Source organism: Chryseobacterium ureilyticum (assembly GCF_900156735.1).
GTDB classification, from domain to species: Bacteria; Bacteroidota; Bacteroidia; order Flavobacteriales; family Weeksellaceae; genus Chryseobacterium; species Chryseobacterium ureilyticum.
Genome location: NZ_FTOL01000001.1, coordinates 338,318 through 355,176 on the forward strand (window position 1 = coordinate 338,318; position 16,859 = coordinate 355,176).

Sequence of the window (16,859 nt, forward strand, 5' to 3'; positions counted from 1 at the left end):
ATTGATAAAGTATTATGAAAAATATAAGAAATATAAGTATAGTAGCTGCACTTGTTATTTTTAATCTTTCTATTGCTCAAGTAGCCATTGGAAAACAAGTGGTAGACGGCAATAGCACGGTTTTGGATTTCAATAATGTGGCTGGGAATACAAAAGGATTAATCCTTCCAGCAACGTCAGGACTTCCTACCGGAACTCTGGTAAATGGAACTTTTATTTTTGATGTGACTGATAATAAAGTGAAAGTGTATGAAAATGATACATGGAAACCACTTTCCGATGCTGGAAACTCTAGTGCTGTTGTTGCGAATACATCTGCAGAACTAGGGAAGGGAGTAATAATGGGGGCTGCCACCAGTACAGCAGACGGCGTACTGGTATTGGAATCTTCAGATAAGGCGATGATCCTTCCTCAGATAGCAACACCTCATGTAAATGTTAAAAATCCATATCCGGGGATGATATGTTATGATACAACCAGTAAAACACTGGCTATATTTGACGGAACCGTTTGGAATTACTGGAAATAATAAAAGATAAATTATGCCGGAAAGCCGGCTTATATAAGTTTATAATGTGTATTGAAGCAGTGGTATAATGTAGTTATATCGCTGCTTTTTTATAAGACTGTATTTAATAAAAAAATAAGAGATTACAATCAGGTAATTGTAATCTCTTTTTAGCTAAACAAATAATGTAGATTACATACCTTACAAGATATCTGTTTCATCGTAGAGTATTGTGTTAATCTGGACCTCTTTTTTCTTCGTTTGTATTTTTGCAGATATTATTTAAAAGAAATCTCGTTTCTTAGGTTTTTCATGAATTAAAAGACGGATTTACTGTATCAGGAATTAAGTGAATTGCCTTTTGAGTAAATTTTTAAATGTTGATGCTTTTCACGTGACAAACATATTTAATAATCATAAATGTCTCCAAAAAAACACCTACGACACAGATACACTATATATGTGTTTATTGGTTTAATGGTTTGATTTCCAATTTGTTTAAATTGATTATGGTAAATTGAAAAAGTTTAAGATAGGCTACTAAAATAATTGAAAAATAACTTGTATATCAATATCTACTTAATCTGTGTGTGTGAATCAATTGTTTGCGATTTTTAAATAGTTGAGTGTTGTTGGTGTAATTTCTATCTATACAATCTGGGCACTTTCTTTAATACTGCTCATCACAAAAATACTTTTGGTCTGTCCAATCCCTTCGATTTCTGATAATTTATTGATGAAAAATTCATGAAATTCATCCATATTGGGAGCTAGGATTTTCAGCATGAAATCAAAATCACCACTAATATTATAAAACTCAACAACTTCTTTCAGTTTGCTTACTTCTTCAATGAATTTTCCAGCAGTTTTTTTATTGTGGACATTCAAAGCGATCATACAGATAACCATCATCCCTTTGTTTACTTTTTTGCGGTCCACAACAGCTGTATATTCTTTAATAATCCCTGATTTTTCCATACGTTTGATACGCTCATGGGTAGGAGTAGGGCTGAGATTGATCCTTGCAGAAATATCACGAACGCTCATTTTAGCATCTCTTTGAAGAAGCCTTAAAATAGAAAGATCTTTTTCGTCTGGAGTATAATTTTCTGTTGCCATTTGTTCTGTTTTATGAATATTATTGTATTGAAACAGTTGTTTTGTTCTTTTTGTATAGTTTTTATTTGTACTTTGTTCCAAATTTAATATAAAATTTTCACATATGTTCTGTTAATTTTAATTTTGCAGGAAATTTGAACGTATGGATACAAGGAAGAATATAATATTAATTTTAGCATCAGTAGGAACTTTTGTAGAGGCTTTGGATATTGCCATTATTAATTTAACAATTCCTTCTATCCAGGAACAGTTTCATATTGGAGCGGGAACCGTTCAATGGTTGCAAACCCTTTATGTCTTGTTTTTTGGAGGCTTTCTTATCATTGGTGGAAAACTTTCCGATCAGATAGGTAGAAAGAAAATGTTTCTATGGGGAGCGCTTATTTTCATGTTAACATCATTGGGAGCAGGCTTGTCTCAAAGTTTTGAAATGTTAGCATTATTCAGAGCTTTACAAGGATTAGGTGCTGCGTTTGTGATGCCGTCTGCGTTATCCATTGTTACCAATACTTTCAGAGGTGAGCAGGAGAGAAATCGTGCGATAGGAGTTTTCAGTTCCTTTGCAGCGATTGGTTCAGGAAGTGGTCTTTCAGTAGGAGGGATTATCAGTACATATCTAAGCTGGCATTGGGTATTCCTTATTAATGTTCCGATTCTTCTGATCACATTGATCTTGTCTTATTATTACTTGCCAACAGATGAGAAAAATGAAAATAGACAGAAAACAGATGTTATTTCCGGGATATTAATGGTGATTGGACTTTTAAGTTTAACATATGGAACGCACGAATTGGTTCATATTAAAGAACAGCCTTTTCTTGTAGTAGGCTCATTAGTGGCGGCAGTAGTACTTTTAGTAATGGTATTTTATCGATTAAGATCCGTTGCAGAGCCATTATTCGATTTAAAACTGTTTAAACACGGTTCGTTAGTGGTTTCTAATGCTGCTTTCTTTACTCTGGGAGCATTTTTTATCGGGTTTTTATTCCTGATTTCATTAATGCTACAAAAGGATATGGGGCATAGTGCTGCCTCCGCAGGATTAATGCTTGTTCCTTTCAGTATTTTATCAGCTTTAACGGCAAAGTTTGTTTTACCACATATTTCAAAACGATTAAATTCTTCTCAAATGGGAGTTTTCGGATGGTCTTTTATGTTGATGGGAGGTGTGTTATTATTGATTTCTGTGTTTACAGGTCATCCGCTGACTGTCGTTCTTCTGGGAGCGGCATGTATCTCAGGAGTTGGAATGACATTCTGTTTTACAGCATTGTCTGTGCTTGGAATTCAGGATGTAGAGGCTTCAAATTATGGATTGGCATCAAGTTTGAGTTCTACAAGTTACTTCTTGGGAGCCGGAATCGGATTATCATTTATGACGTTAATGAGTCAGGTTTTTCCTTCGGAATTTGCGGTAGGAAGTCTTAATCTTATCATCTTAATTGGTTATGCTCTTTTGGCACTGGGAATGTTATCCTATTTTATATTGAAAAGCTTAAAAGTGAAGCAGACAGAAGTAGCTGTTTCATCATAAGCGACCTTAAAATTACACAAACTATATGATAAAGGAATCGGTGCTTTAGGTGTCGGTTCTTTTTTTGCCTTTCGTTGATTGTACTTTTTCAAAATTTCACCTTTTTCATTACCTTCGTATACTATAATCCGTTTTCCATGGCTAAAAAACTCAGAAAAGAACCTCTTCCAGAATCCGATTTCGTCTCAAAATTAGCTTTTGATGAAGTTTTGCAACAGGTAGGGTTTGATCTTAGGATCAAAGAGTTTGTGGTAATGGAAATTGAGAAGGCGAATTATATTATAAAACCGAATATTCCTTACCGTTCAGATTATTTCTGTATTTTTCTTGTGCAGGAGGGAAGTATTGGTTTCAGGCTGGATGATAAAAGCTATGAATTGTTTCAAGGAGATGCTATTTTTTGTCCCATGTTAGAAACCTTTTGGTTGGAAGATGTTTCGGAAAAATATAGAGCAACGTATATTTTCTTTTCAGTCGATTTTATTTCGCAGGCGGGTTTCAATTATAAGTCAAACAATGTTCTGAAGAGTCTTTCATCAGATCCTACTCATATTATCAGGAATGAACCTGACTTATTCAGGAAACTTAATTTTCATCTTGGCGAATTGAAACACCTGAATAATAAGGAAAAAGATAATTATTACTTTAATGAAATGATCTGGTATCACTTCTCGCTGGTGATTTATGAAATAGACAATTACTTCAAGAAAATTGAAAAACCTCTTGTCGTTACCCATAGAGAAGATGAACTTACAACAAGTTTCTTTACACTGGTACAGGAGCATTTTAAAGAAGAACATAATGTGCAATTCTATGCGGATAAGCTATTTATCAGCCGTAAATACCTTACGAAGGTCATTAATAAAACAATGAGTAAATCGCCGCGGGATATCATTCATCAGGTATTGGCGGTAGAAGCAAGGCTCTTGCTTAAAAATCCCAATCTTAACGTTAGTGAAGTTGCTGCTCAGCTTAAATTTTCAGATCAGGCATCATTCAGCAAATTTTTCAAAAAACATACCGGAAGGTCACCTTTGGAATATAGAAAAGATGATTTATATTGAAAATGAGTTGATTGTGTTTTAGATGTCTTTTTGATAAAATTAACGCTGAATTCTGATTTAAAATATAGAAATATCTTATTTAAATTATCTATGAATGATATTTCTCAGGTTTTTAAAAATAAGGAGTCTTTTTGACAAAACAAGGAGTTTTTTGAATAATCCGATTGAATTTTTTTCGTTCGAATTTTGTCCGGAAAATTTAAAAGGACTATTGTTATGCAAAGATTTTTTATTCAGAAATCAACCATACTTTTCCTCTCGCTCATCGTCTTGGCGGGATGTAGGAAAAACAACCAAAACCAATCTTATCAACAGCAGGCACCAGAACTTCCTGTAGAAATAGTAAAACAGGGAGATGCTACTGTTTCCAGAGAATATGCAGCATCCATTGAAGGTATTTCCAATGTAGAAATAAGACCGCAGGTAACCGGATATTTAAGCAAAATTTTTGTAGATGAAGGAGATTATGTGAGAGCAGGGCAGCCTTTATTCAAAATTGAAGACAGGATATTCGCTGAACAGCTAAAAAGTGCTCAGGCAGCTTTGATTACAGCACAAGCTAATCTTTCAACTTCAAGAATTAATCTGGATAGAAAAAAGGAGCTTTTCAGAAATAAAATGGTTTCCGAAATTCAGGTGAAAGAAGCGGAGGCAGCTTATAATGCAGCAAGAGGTGCAGTAAGCCAGTCAACATCTTCTATTGAATCAGCAAAGATCAATCTTAATTTCTCAACAATTAAAGCTCCGGTGAGCGGATTTATCGGAAGGTTTAATTACCGTTTGGGAAGTTTAATGACACCAGGTAATCAGGAACCGATTACGTTGTTATCAGACATTCATCAGGTGTTTACTTATTTCAGTTTAAGTGAAAATGATTTCAACAATTTTCAGAAACAATATGAAGGAAGCAATATTGACGAGGTGATTAAAAATACTCCTGCAGTATCTCTATTGCTTTCTGGTGGTGAAAAATATGCTGAAGCTGGAAGAATTGATGCCGTGGAAGGACAGTTTAATAAAACTACAGGTTCTATCACGTTAAGAGCAAGATTCAACAATCCGAATAATACTTTAAGAAGCGGAAACACAGGGAAGATCTTATTAAACCAGTTTTACAGCAATGTGGTTTTACTTCCTATCGCATCTACCAGAACTATTCAGGATAAAGTTTTCGTGTTTACTATCAAAAATGGAAAAGCAGAAATGCTTCCTGTAGAGGTGAATGGAAAAGCTGGTGATAATTTCATTGTATCCAAAGGGTTGAAGGCTGGAGATCAGTATATCGTTTCCGGTTTCGACAGATTGCAGCCGGGAACTCCTGTAGTGGCACAAAAGAAAAATGCTCAACAGAAAAAATCGTAAGAAGAAATCATGTTAAAGAAAATTATAAAAAGACCCGTACTGGCAACGGTTATTTCCGTATTGCTGGTGATTCTCGGGATCGTCGGTATGGTCAGCTTGCCGATTACAAAATTCCCGGACATTGCACCGCCTACCGTTATGGTAACAGCTGCTTATCCGGGAGCCAATGCTGAAACGATTGCAAGATCTGTGGCACCACCATTGGAAAATGCAATCAATGGGGTGGAAAATATGGACTATATTACTTCTACAGCAAGTAATGACGGTACTTTGAGTATCACTGTTATCTTTAAATTGGGAACAGATCCCGATCAGGCGGCAATTAACGTTCAGAACAGGGTGGCACAGGTAACAAACCAGCTTCCTGCTGAGGTAATTCAAGCCGGAATCACCACTGTGAAAAGGCAGAACAGTATGATCGCGATGGTTTCCCTCACAAGTAAAGATGGTTCTATGAATGATCTCTTTCTTGAAAACTATGCGAAAATCAATATTGTTCCGGAACTAAAAAGGGTAAAAGGAGTAGGAGATGCCATGGTGTACGGAAACAAAGATTACTCAATGCGTATCTGGCTTGATCCTAATAAACTGACCTCTTATAATCTCACACCTTCAGATGTTTCCAGAGCAATTCAGAGTCAAAACCTTGAAGCAGCACCCGGAAGACTGGGAGAAAGAAGTAAAGAGGTGATGGAATATGTTCTTCGTTACAAAGGAAAATTCACGGAGCCTGAACAATATGAAAATATCACGATTAAAGCATTGAACGACGGTTCTGTTTTAAAATTAAAAGATATAGCAAAAGTTGAATTCGGAGCTTACAGTTATACCGTTTCCTCTAATTTCAACAAGAAGGCTTCTGTAACGATGGCAATTTTCCAGATGGCTGGATCAAATGCGAATGAAGTACAGATCGCTCTTCAGGAAAGAATGAAAGAACTGGAAAAATCTTTCCCTGCAGGAATGGATTATGAAATTCCTTATGCAACAAAAGAAGCTTTGGATCAGTCTATTGAACAGGTAATTCATACATTGATTGAAGCATTTATTCTTGTATTCATTGTAGTGTATATTTTCTTACAGGATTTCAGATCAACATTGATTCCGGCAATTGCGGTTCCGGTTTCTATCGTAGGAACGTTCTTCTTTATGAAGATTTTTGGATTCTCTATCAATATTCTTACGCTATTTGCCCTCGTGCTCGCCATTGGTATTGTGGTAGATGACGCGATTGTTGTAGTAGAAGCGGTTCATGCTAAAATGGAACATAAGAAATTGAACCCGAGGGCGGCAACCATGTCGGCAATGAGTGAGATTACGGGAGCAATTGTTTCCATTACTTTAATCATGTCTGCGGTATTCGTTCCGGTGGCATTCATGAGTGGTTCCACAGGATTGTTCTATCAGCAGTTTGCATTAACATTAGCAATTGCAATTGTAATTTCGGCAATTAATGCATTGACATTGAGCCCGGCTTTATGTGCTTTGTTCTTAAAACAACATCATGGCGGAGCCCATGAAAAAATGAATTTCAAAGACCGTTTCTTTGCAGGATTTAATGCAAGTTTCAATAAACTGACATTCCGATACGGAAAAGCAGTATTATTCCTTTTAAAGAAAAAATGGATCGCATTGGCAATGATTGTTGCTTTCGGAGGATTGTTTGTCTGGATGTCTATGACTACACCAAAAGGATTTATTCCGGACGAAGATCAGAGTTTTATCATTGTGACAGCCAATCTGGCTCCGGGAGCCTCTAAAGACAGAACATCCAAAGTGGTTTCAGATACAGAAGATCTTTTAATGAAAAATCCGGCGGTAGATAAAGTGATTTCAGTAGACGGGCTGAACCTGTTCAGTGGTTCGATGTCATCTTCGGCGGCTTCTATTTTCGTTAAATTAAAAAACTCAGGAGAAAGAGGTGCTGTTAACAATATTAATGATATTATCGGGCAGACCCAAGGAATGCTTTCTCAGGATAAAAGAGCGAATTTCCTTGTGATCAATACACCAACCGTTGATGGTTTCGGAAACACAAGTGGAATGGAACTGGTGCTTCAGGACCGTACCAACGGAGAACTTCAGAACCTTGGAAATATCTCTTACGGAATGATGGGTGCTTTGATGCAGAGACCTGAAGTTGCCGTAGCATTTACAACATTTGATGTGACTTATCCGCAGTTTGAAGTGCTTGTAGATGAAGTGAAAGCAGCGCAGCTTGGTGTGAATGTTTCTGATGTATTAGGAGTGATGCAGGGATATTATGGAAGTATTCAGGCTTCTGATTTCAACAGATTCGGGAAATATTACAGAGTTTTGGTACAATCTACTCCAGAAACAAGACAGGATAAAGAATCCCTGAACGGTATTTTCGTGAAAAATAATTTAGGACAAATGGTTCCTATTAATACTTTGGTGAGCCTAAAGCAGGTAACCGGAGCTGAAGTCGTAGACCGTTTCAATCTTTTCAACTCATCAAATCTTACAGTAATGGCTGCTCCGGGTTACAGTACGGGACAGGCAATGGCTGCTGTAGAAGAAGTGAGCAAGCAGGTACTTCCTCCGGGATATACTTATGATTACAAAGGAATGAGCCGTGAAGAAGCAGGTTCAAGCTCACAGTCAGTAATGATTTTCGGACTGTGTATTGTGTTTGTATTCTTCCTGTTGTCTGCGCAATATGAAAGTTATATTCTCCCATTCGCAGTATTGATCGCTATTCCGGTAGGTTTATCAGGCGTTTTTGTGGGAATTACTTTTGCTGAATTATCCAATAATATTTACGTTCAGATTGCTTTGGTAATGTTGATTGGGCTTTTGGCGAAGAACGGTATTTTGATCGTAGAATTTGCTATTCAGAGACGTAGAGCTGGGAAAAGTCTTATTGCTTCTGCAGTTGAAGGCGCGAAGGCGCGTTTACGCCCGATTTTGATGACCTCTCTCGCATTCATTACCGGTTTGATTCCATTGATTTTTGTAGTAGGACCTTCTGCATTGGGTAACCATTCCATCGGGTATGCAGCGATTTCAGGGATGCTTTTCGGAACAATCTTAGGAATTTTCGTGGTACCTGTACTTTTTGTAATGTTCCAGGCTTTGCATGAAAAAATTAACGGAAGAGTAGTAACGGATGCAGATTGGGAATATTAATTCAAATGATTTTAACAATGAAAATTAAAAATATAGCATATATCATGTTCGTTTCAGGAGCAGCGGTTTCCTGTAAAGTTCAGAAGTATGAACAACCCAAGCTCAACATGCCTGAAGCTTTCAGAAGTGATAGCATTGTGGTGGAACAGAATGAAAATATTGCGAAGATCAGTTATAAAGACTTCTTCAAAGATCCTGTTCTGGTTGGATTGATTGATAAAGCAATGGTACAGAATAATGATCTGCAGGTTGCTTTAAAACAAATAGAATTTGCATCCCTTGCCTATACTCAAAGTAAGTGGGGAAATGTTCCTACTATTAATGCTACAGCAAACGGTAATATCAGCAGACCTTCTGATAACAGTATGAATGGAATGATGGCAGGGCAGTTTATGGGAAAAAGATACATGGAAGATTATACGGCAGCGCTTAATTTTTCATGGGAAGCAGATATCTGGGGAAAGATCAAAGGAAGAAAGGAGCAGGCACTGGCAGATTATCTTAAAACTCAGGAGGCTGCAAAAGCAGTGAAAACACAAGTGGTAGCGGCTGTTGTTCAGGGATATTATAACCTTTTGATGCTGGATACTCAACTGGAAATTACAAAATCGAATCTGACATATGCTGATAATACGTTGAAGTTTCTGGTAAAACAACAAGAGCTTGGATTGGCAACAGCTTTAGCAGTTCAGCAACAGGAAATCGTGAAAGATCAGATCCTGAAAACTATTCCGGCTATTGAAAGTTCTGTTGCTACACAGGAGAATGCTTTAAGTCTGTTAACAGGTTCTATGCCGGGAAAAATTGAAAGAAGTTCAAGTCTGAATAATGTTCAGTCTCCAGATCATATTTCAGCAGGAATTCCATCAGAATTGTTGAGCTACAGACCGGATATTAAAACGACTGAATTAGAAGTGAGAAAAAGTGCAGCGGCAATTCATGTTGCTAAAATGAGCATGTATCCTTCATTGAATATTACAGCTCAGGGTGGTGTGAATGCTTTTCAAATCAGTAAATGGTTCAGTGTTCCGGGGTCTCTTTTCGGAATGGCGGCAGGAGCTATTGCCCAACCAATTTTGAATGGAAAACAACTTAAAACTCAGTATGAACAGTCTAAAGTATTGGCAGATCAGGCTGAAATCAGCTTTAAGCAATCTGTTTTAAAAGCGGTAGGAGAAGTTTCTGATGCGTTGGTGCAGATTCAAAAACTGGAAGAACAGCAGAAAATTGCTGAAGGGTTGGTAGTAAAATCAGGTGAAGCTGTGAAGAAAGCTGATCTATTATTTAAATATAACTCAGCAACTTATGTGGAAGTGATTATGGCTCAAACCAATAAGCTTAATGCTGAATTGGAACTGGCTTCTCTGAAAGCTCAACGATTGAATGCAATAACTGCGCTGTACCGTTCCGTAGGTGGCGGGTGGCAATAAAGTAAAATTAAACCTGCTTCGTCTTTAATGATGCAGCAGGTTTTTAATCTTGATCACTATGAAGAATACAAATATACAGGAGGGTATCATTCTAATTCCGGATTTCAGCGGATTTACCGAATTTGTGTTCAATACCAAACTTTATACAGGAGAATATATTGTAAGACAACTACTATCTACGCTGATTGATGTGAATGATCAGTATTTTGAAATTTCTGAAATTGAAGGTGACGCCATTTTATTTTATCGTTATGATGAAAATCCGTCGTATGAGAGTATTTCAGATATGCTTTGGAAAATGAGAAACGCATTCAACAGAAAAATAAAAGAATTGAGTAAGAGCTTAAGTACAAAGATTGATTTATCTCTGAAGTTTATCGTTCATTATGGAGCATTTTCGCAGTATAATATCGGGAATTTCAGAAAGCTTTACGGGAAAACTATTGTAGAAGCACATCAGATGTTAAAAAATGGGTTGGCAGAACAGCCTTCCTATGCTTTGTACAGCAATTCTTTTTTAGAAAACAGTAATAATCAGGAAACTGAATCAGATAAGGATCAGCATCGTCTGTCGGAAGTAGGCATGATCCATTATTTTGAAAGTTTAAACTAGCATATTTTTTTTTTAATCCTTGTAAATTTGCTTTTTGCTAGCAGCCCGGGTGAGATCCGGGCTTTTTTTGTGAGTAATAGATGGTCTTGATATGTTAAAGTTTGAAAATTGTAAATAACTTTTTCAATTGATTTATTATATATGTTTTGGTTGTAAATGTATTTGTTTAGTTATTTTATCTTAATAATTGTTATATTTTTAAATTATCTCTAAAATTGATTTTTATAAAGTGTTAAAGCCTAATGGATTATTAAATCTTTTTTCTTTTTCCATGTAACAAAAACCAGTGTACAGTGGTCTTATTGGATAAACTATAACTTTCATGAAAATAATATTATTTCCAATAGCAGTATTAACGGGTTCTTTAGCATTTGCCCAGACTCAGGCTGTGAAAGACACTGTAAAAGGGAATACAAAAGAGATAGAAGCGGTTGCCATTGTAGCAAAAAAACCAACCGTAGAATCTAAGGTAGACAGAACTGTTTTTAACGTTGCAAACAGTGCGATTGTAGCTGGGAATACAACCTGGGATGTTTTGAGAATGACCCCATTGGTAAGTATTGATAATAATGATGCTGTAAAAGCAGAAGGGCAGACGGTAACAGTTTATATCAACGATAGAAAGTCTGTTTTTACGGGAAAAGAATTAAAAGAATATCTTAAAACAATCCCAGCCGATAACTTGTTGAAGATAGAGGTGATTACAAGCCCCTCTTCACGTTACGAAACTTCCGGCTCTGTTATTAATATCGTTCTGAAGAAAAGAGATGATGAAGGAATGAAAGGAAGTATCTCTCTGAATAACAGACAAAGTACAAAGAACTCACAATACACAAACTTTAACCTCAACTATCATAAGAAAGGCTTTACCCAGACTTTTATCGGAAGTTATGGGAATAATACCTATGTACAAAAAGGGGCTAAAAATATCAGATCTTATGATAAGTCCAATAAAGACAGCGATATTGAATATGAAACAGTAACAAAAAGTGAGAATCCATCGCTTTCTTCTACTTCAGAATTTGAACTTAATGATAAAAATAATGTAGGGCTTATTCTGGAATATTTCCAAAGCCGAAGTTTATCTTTATCTGAGACCAATTCAACCGAATATAAGAACGGAGGTTTTTTTGATTCATATCTTCAGACTCAGAATGAAGATGGATTTTATCGTAACCTTGGAACGAATGTCTTTTATAAATATTATGACAAGGAAAAAAACAGGATCCTTGATGTCAACCTGGGAACAAACTATTCCGGAAATGACAGCGATCAGCTGATCAATAAAACAACGTTGAAAAACGGGATTAAAGAAGTAGGGGTGACCAGTAATAATCAGATGCGTAATTATTATCTGAAGGTTGATTACACGCAGCCATTGGGGAAATCTGGAGGCACAATTGAAGTGGGAGCAAAAACTGAGTTCAATAATCACGCGATTCCTAATACATTATACGGTTACAGTGTGATTAATGAAGATCTTGATTACAAAGGATTGTCTACTAATGATAAATTTCATTATGAGGACAACATTACTTCGGTGTACGCCAACTATAGTAAAACGTTTTTCAAAAAACTGGAAACCCGTATCGGACTTCGATATGAATATACAGATCTGAGGGTAAGACAAGATGTTGCCGGAACAGAAAGAAAAGACGGCTATGGAACTTTTCTTCCTAATTTATTAATAAAATATAGCTTTTCAGATAAGTATGATGTGAGTTTAACGTACAACAGAAGTATCTGGAGACCATGGTATTCAGAGTTTAATCCTTTTGTAACACCATCTATTGATGGTACATATTCCAGAGGAAATATGGACTTGAATCCAAATCCTAATGACAGATTGTACCTGAAATTCGGAATTCTGAAAAAGTACTTTATCTCTGCAAGATACATGCATACCAATCAGGATTATTGGACCACTTTTGCTACAGAAAACGGACGAAATGTATTTTTACCGGGAAACTTTAACGGAAAAGTTGAAAAATACTACCTTTTTGCAAACACCAATCAGAATTTCCTGAAAAACAAATTGAATGTAAATGTTGGATTTGGATGGTATTATATCGATAATAAAGATTTTAATGAGAAGAATCAAATTGGAGGAAAAAGCTATATCAATTATTGGGGCGGATCTGCAAATGTTTCCTATTCGAATCTGTTCAATAAGAATATAAATATCAGTGCATGGATGGAAATTGCCAATCAGAACAATGGAAACTCCTATGCTAATAACACCAACGTATTTCATAATATTTCTGTGACTAAATTATTCCCTAAAACACAGATGGAAGCAAGCTTACAGCTGATGAACATCTTTAAAAGACCTTATGCTGACAATACAACATACAGTCAGGTGGGAACTTTCAGAGATTATCAGAAATGGGATTGGTACGGAGTAGCTGTTACTTTCGTGAAGCGTTTTGGAAACCAGAAGGTTAAAGAGAATACAAAAACGGATGTTGAGAAAAATGCTGGAGGAGCAAAATAGAAAGAATTTAAATCAGTAAAAAAACAGGTTTCAGGTTGAAGCCTGTTTTTTTGTTTTTGAGCTAAAGATTGGATGATTTTTTTAATAGATCGATCCGTACTGTTTTTTATGTAAGCAAATAAAAAAGCAGATTTCGAATAGAAACCTGCTTATAAATTCTACAAAATTAACGGATAGATTAGCTGATTGTCAAATAGTAATTTGCATCTTCATACTTCCAATTTCATCTTTATTATTTAAGGGTAAACTTCACCTTTGTTTTAATAGCATCAGAAGAATTTCCGATTTGAGCTTCAAAATCTCCCGGCTCTGCTACCCAGTCGTGTTTCTGAGCATCAAAGAAACTTAAAGCAGACTTGTCAATAGTAAATGTTACTTCTTTTGTTTCACCCGGATTTAAATATACTTTTTCAAAACCTTTCAATTCTTTAGAAGGGCGGGGAACAGATGATTTTAAATCACTGATGTAAAGCTGTGCCACTTCAGCTCCTGCTTTCTTTCCTGTATTTTTAACAGTTACCGTGAAAGTAATGGTATCGTTTTGTGATAATGTTGTTTTATCAGCTTTAGCTTTTCCAAATTCAAAAGTTGTATAACTTAATCCATGCCCGAAGCTGAAAAGAGGTTTAATGTTTTTGGTATCATGCCAACGGTAACCTACAAATATTCCTTCATTATAAGTAATATTGATCGGGTTTTTCTGGTCTTTTCCTTTTCCGGCAGCTAATTCATCTTTTTGTCCCGGATATTCACCAAGTTGATGTGCTGAATTATCCTCAAGTTTCACTGGGAACGTAAACGGAAGCTTTCCTGAAGGGTTGGCATCACCTGCTAAAACAGAAGCAATGGAATTTCCTGCTTCAGAACCAAGATACCATGCCTGTACTACAGTTGGAACGTCTTTGATCCAAGGCATTGCAATAGCATTCCCTGAAACTAAAACTACAGCAAGGTTTTTATTAGCTTTCGCAAGAGCAGAGATCACATTGTCCTGATTATATGGCAATCCATAGCTTTTTCTGTCGTTTCCTTCACTGTCCTGGAAGTCTGCTTTATTCAATCCGCCAACGAAGATAACGTAGTCAGATTTTTTTGCCAGTTCTACTGCTTCGTTTAATAGTTCAGCTTCAGAACGGGAGTCTTTTAAGTCCTGCCCGGATTTTACACCATTGTATTCACCGCCAATGTCTCCTACATATCCTCTTGCATATTGTACGTCAGATTGTTTTCCGAATCTGGATTTTATTCCGTCTAAAGGAAGAGTTTCGTATTTTACTTTTAATGAAGATGAACCTCCGCCAACAGTCATAATTTTAATGGCATTCTCTCCAATAACTGCTATTTTTTTAGCTTTATTAATGTCAATTGGAAGTACATTGTCTTGATTTTTCAATAAAACAATTCCTTCTTCACCGATTTGCTTGGCTACAGCTTTATGTTCTTCAGAAGCAATATTCCCAAAAGGTTTATTTCGGTTCATTGTCGTTTTATAAGCAAGACGAAGTAATCGGGTTACTTTGTCATCAAGTTCTTTGGTTCCTACTTTTCCTGCTTTGATCAGATCAAGATAAGGTTTTGCCAGATAATAATTATCATAGGCATTTTTAGTTCCGGCTGAAAGACCATTCGTCCATGATCCGAATTCAAGATCCAATCCGTTATGGATAGCCTGTTCTGTATTATTAACAGCTCCCCAATCGGAAACTACCACTCCTTTATAGTTCCATTCTTTTTTTAGAATATCATTTAAAAGGTATTGATTCTGGCTTGCATATTGTCCTTTATACAGATCGTAAGCTCCCATGATCGTCCATGAATCTCCTTCTGTGACAGCAGCTTTAAATGGGGGAAGATAAATTTCATAAAGAGTTCTGTCATCCACATTTACATTGCTGGTATGACGGAACATTTCCTGATTATTGAGGGCAAAATGTTTAACCGAAGTAGCGACCCCGTTAGATTGTACTCCTTTAATGTAAGGTACCACCATTTTCGAAGTCAGGTAAGGATCTTCGCCCATGTATTCGAAGTTTCTTCCGTTCAATGGAGTTCTGTAGATATTTACACCAGGTCCCAGAAGAATATCTTTCTTTCTGTAGCGTGCCTCTTCTCCTAATGCTTTACCATAATTCCATGACATTTTTTTATTCCATGTTGCAGATAAAGCGGTAAGGGCAGGGTAGGCGATGATAGAATCATTGGTCCATCCAGCTTGGTCCCATTCGTCCCACATTACTTCAGGACGTACCCCATGAGGACCGTCCGTTGTCCAGAATTCTGGGATTCCCAATCTTGGAACACCGGGAGAACTGAATTTTGACTGTGCGTGAAGCATTGCCACTTTCTCTTCCAGTGTCATTCTGGAAAGAGCATCCTGTATACGTTGTTCTACAGGTTTTGATTCATCTAAATAAACGGGAGTATTGGTCTGAGCCATATAAGAAACAGAAATAAGGGTGAATAACCTTACAATGGCGGTTTTCTTTAACATAATGCCTTTTTATTTGATTGAAAGCAAAAATAAGAAAATTTCTTTATTATCTCAAATTGAGAAAATAAATTTTAAAACATAAAAAAACTGCCTGCTAAATTGCTGACAGTTTGTTATTTATTGTTCGGTAGAAATGTGATTTTTAATATTTTAGATAAAAGGCGAAGAGATTTTATATGTTGATAGTCAATTTTACTTCGAAAAGAATTATCAATTTGAAGTGAAGGGATTATAACCCGTATCTCGTATCTCGAATCCCTCAAACTTTAATCCCACCCTTTTACTGCTCCTCCTTTAAACACTTCAAGAGCTTTCTTTTCCACCTCATCAGACTGATAAGCTTTTACGAAATTTTTTACTTTCTGACTGTTCTTATTATCCTGTCTTGATACAACAAGGTTAACGTAAGGAGAATCTTTATCTTCTTTGAAAATTCCCTGTTTTTCAGAATCCAATCCGGCTTGTGCAGCAAAATTATTATTGATAATTCCTACTACAACATCCCGGTCATCCAAAACTCTTGGGATCTGAGCTCCTTCAATTTCCATAATTTTCAGTTGTTTTGGATTTTCAACTATATCAGTCACTTTTGGAAGTAATCCGACTCCTGCTCTTAGTTTCAATAAACCGTTTTTCTGTAACAGAAGTAGGGAACGCCCACCATTGGTAGGGTCATTAGGAATAACAATAGTGCTTTCATTCTGAAGCTGGCTGATGTTCTGAATTTTCTTTGAATAGGCTACAATAGGATAAACGAATGTGTTTCCTACGACAGCAAGATGATAACCTCTTTGTTTGGATTGTTCAGTTAAATAAGGAGCATGTTGGAAAGCATTGACATCAATATCACCATTTACCAAAGCTTCATTAGGTACTACATAGTCATTGAAAGGAATCAGTTCCACTTCAAGGTTATACTTTTCCTTTGCAACTTTTTTGGCAACTTCAGCCACTTCCTGCTCCGGTCCGTATGTAATTCCGACTCTGATGAAATTCGGATCGTCTTTTCTCCCCGAACAGGCATTGAAAAGCAATACTCCGGCAGTTATTAAACCTAAAATCTTTATTTTTTTCATTCTATTCTTTTTAATAA

At 36.3% G+C, this 16,859-nt stretch carries 11 protein-coding genes; 8 read left to right on the forward strand and 3 right to left on the reverse strand.

Features of this window, described 5'->3' with window-relative positions; genetic code table 11:
- Window positions 1-14: 14 nt before the first annotated feature.
- On the forward strand, window positions 15-530 hold the full coding sequence (locus BW983_RS01400) for a hypothetical protein (protein WP_076549335.1): 516 nt from the start codon (window positions 15-17) through the stop codon (window positions 528-530).
- 627 nt (window positions 531-1,157) lie between these two features.
- Here BW983_RS01400 and BW983_RS01405 read toward each other — a convergent pair.
- The gene (locus tag BW983_RS01405; protein ID WP_076550771.1) at window positions 1,158-1,628 is read right to left on the reverse strand and encodes an Lrp/AsnC family transcriptional regulator; all 471 of its coding nucleotides are present in this window, start codon (window positions 1,626-1,628) and stop codon (window positions 1,158-1,160) included.
- 142 nt (window positions 1,629-1,770) lie between these two features.
- Here BW983_RS01405 and BW983_RS01410 point away from each other — a divergent pair, with 142 nt between their 5' ends.
- The 7 genes from BW983_RS01410 (at window position 1,771) to BW983_RS01440 (ending at window position 13,275) form a co-directional block, all read left to right on the forward strand.
- On the forward strand, window positions 1,771-3,162 hold the full coding sequence (locus tag BW983_RS01410; protein ID WP_076549337.1) for an MFS transporter: 1,392 nt from the start codon (window positions 1,771-1,773) through the stop codon (window positions 3,160-3,162).
- 137 nt (window positions 3,163-3,299) lie between these two features.
- Window positions 3,300-4,226, forward strand: a complete 927-nt coding sequence (locus BW983_RS01415) for a helix-turn-helix domain-containing protein (RefSeq protein ID WP_076549338.1) — start codon at window positions 3,300-3,302, stop codon at window positions 4,224-4,226.
- 216 nt (window positions 4,227-4,442) lie between these two features.
- The gene (locus BW983_RS01420; protein ID WP_076549340.1) at window positions 4,443-5,588 is read left to right on the forward strand and encodes an efflux RND transporter periplasmic adaptor subunit; all 1,146 of its coding nucleotides are present in this window, start codon (window positions 4,443-4,445) and stop codon (window positions 5,586-5,588) included.
- Between the two features lie 9 nt (window positions 5,589-5,597).
- Window positions 5,598-8,738 (forward strand): efflux RND transporter permease subunit, encoded by a 3,141-nt coding sequence (locus BW983_RS01425; RefSeq protein ID WP_076549341.1) that lies wholly within the window; start codon window positions 5,598-5,600, stop codon window positions 8,736-8,738.
- Between the two features lie 17 nt (window positions 8,739-8,755).
- On the forward strand, window positions 8,756-10,168 hold the full coding sequence (locus tag BW983_RS01430; RefSeq protein ID WP_076549343.1) for an efflux transporter outer membrane subunit: 1,413 nt from the start codon (window positions 8,756-8,758) through the stop codon (window positions 10,166-10,168).
- A gap of 58 nt (window positions 10,169-10,226) precedes the next feature.
- Complete coding sequence (locus tag BW983_RS01435; protein ID WP_076549344.1) at window positions 10,227-10,781, forward strand: DUF2652 domain-containing protein; 555 nt, start codon at window positions 10,227-10,229, stop codon at window positions 10,779-10,781.
- 322 nt (window positions 10,782-11,103) lie between these two features.
- The gene (locus tag BW983_RS01440; protein WP_076549346.1) at window positions 11,104-13,275 is read left to right on the forward strand and encodes an outer membrane beta-barrel family protein; all 2,172 of its coding nucleotides are present in this window, start codon (window positions 11,104-11,106) and stop codon (window positions 13,273-13,275) included.
- Between the two features lie 232 nt (window positions 13,276-13,507).
- On the opposite strand, the gene BW983_RS01445 is transcribed toward BW983_RS01440, so the two are convergent.
- Together BW983_RS01445 and metQ are read right to left on the reverse strand one after the other, a co-directional pair.
- On the reverse strand, window positions 13,508-15,766 hold the full coding sequence (locus BW983_RS01445) for a glycoside hydrolase family 3 C-terminal domain-containing protein (protein WP_076549348.1): 2,259 nt from the start codon (window positions 15,764-15,766) through the stop codon (window positions 13,508-13,510).
- Between the two features lie 266 nt (window positions 15,767-16,032).
- Window positions 16,033-16,842, reverse strand: coding sequence for a methionine ABC transporter substrate-binding lipoprotein MetQ (gene metQ, locus BW983_RS01450; RefSeq protein WP_076549350.1), 810 nt, complete (start codon window positions 16,840-16,842; stop codon window positions 16,033-16,035).
- Window positions 16,843-16,859: the final 17 nt, after the last annotated feature.

Coding starts and splice junctions, on each gene's coding strand:
- BW983_RS01400 (WP_076549335.1), top strand. CDS start 15: ATGAAAAATATAAGAAATATAAGTATAGTAGCTGCACTTGTTATTTTT.
- BW983_RS01405 (WP_076550771.1), bottom strand. CDS start 1,628: ATGGCAACAGAAAATTATACTCCAGACGAAAAAGATCTTTCTATTTTA.
- BW983_RS01410 (WP_076549337.1), top strand. CDS start 1,771: ATGGATACAAGGAAGAATATAATATTAATTTTAGCATCAGTAGGAACT.
- BW983_RS01415 (WP_076549338.1), top strand. CDS start 3,300: ATGGCTAAAAAACTCAGAAAAGAACCTCTTCCAGAATCCGATTTCGTC.
- BW983_RS01420 (WP_076549340.1), top strand. CDS start 4,443: ATGCAAAGATTTTTTATTCAGAAATCAACCATACTTTTCCTCTCGCTC.
- BW983_RS01425 (WP_076549341.1), top strand. CDS start 5,598: ATGTTAAAGAAAATTATAAAAAGACCCGTACTGGCAACGGTTATTTCC.
- BW983_RS01430 (WP_076549343.1), top strand. CDS start 8,756: ATGAAAATTAAAAATATAGCATATATCATGTTCGTTTCAGGAGCAGCG.
- BW983_RS01435 (WP_076549344.1), top strand. CDS start 10,227: ATGAAGAATACAAATATACAGGAGGGTATCATTCTAATTCCGGATTTC.
- BW983_RS01440 (WP_076549346.1), top strand. CDS start 11,104: ATGAAAATAATATTATTTCCAATAGCAGTATTAACGGGTTCTTTAGCA.
- BW983_RS01445 (WP_076549348.1), bottom strand. CDS start 15,766: ATGTTAAAGAAAACCGCCATTGTAAGGTTATTCACCCTTATTTCTGTT.
- metQ (WP_076549350.1), bottom strand. CDS start 16,842: ATGAAAAAAATAAAGATTTTAGGTTTAATAACTGCCGGAGTATTGCTT.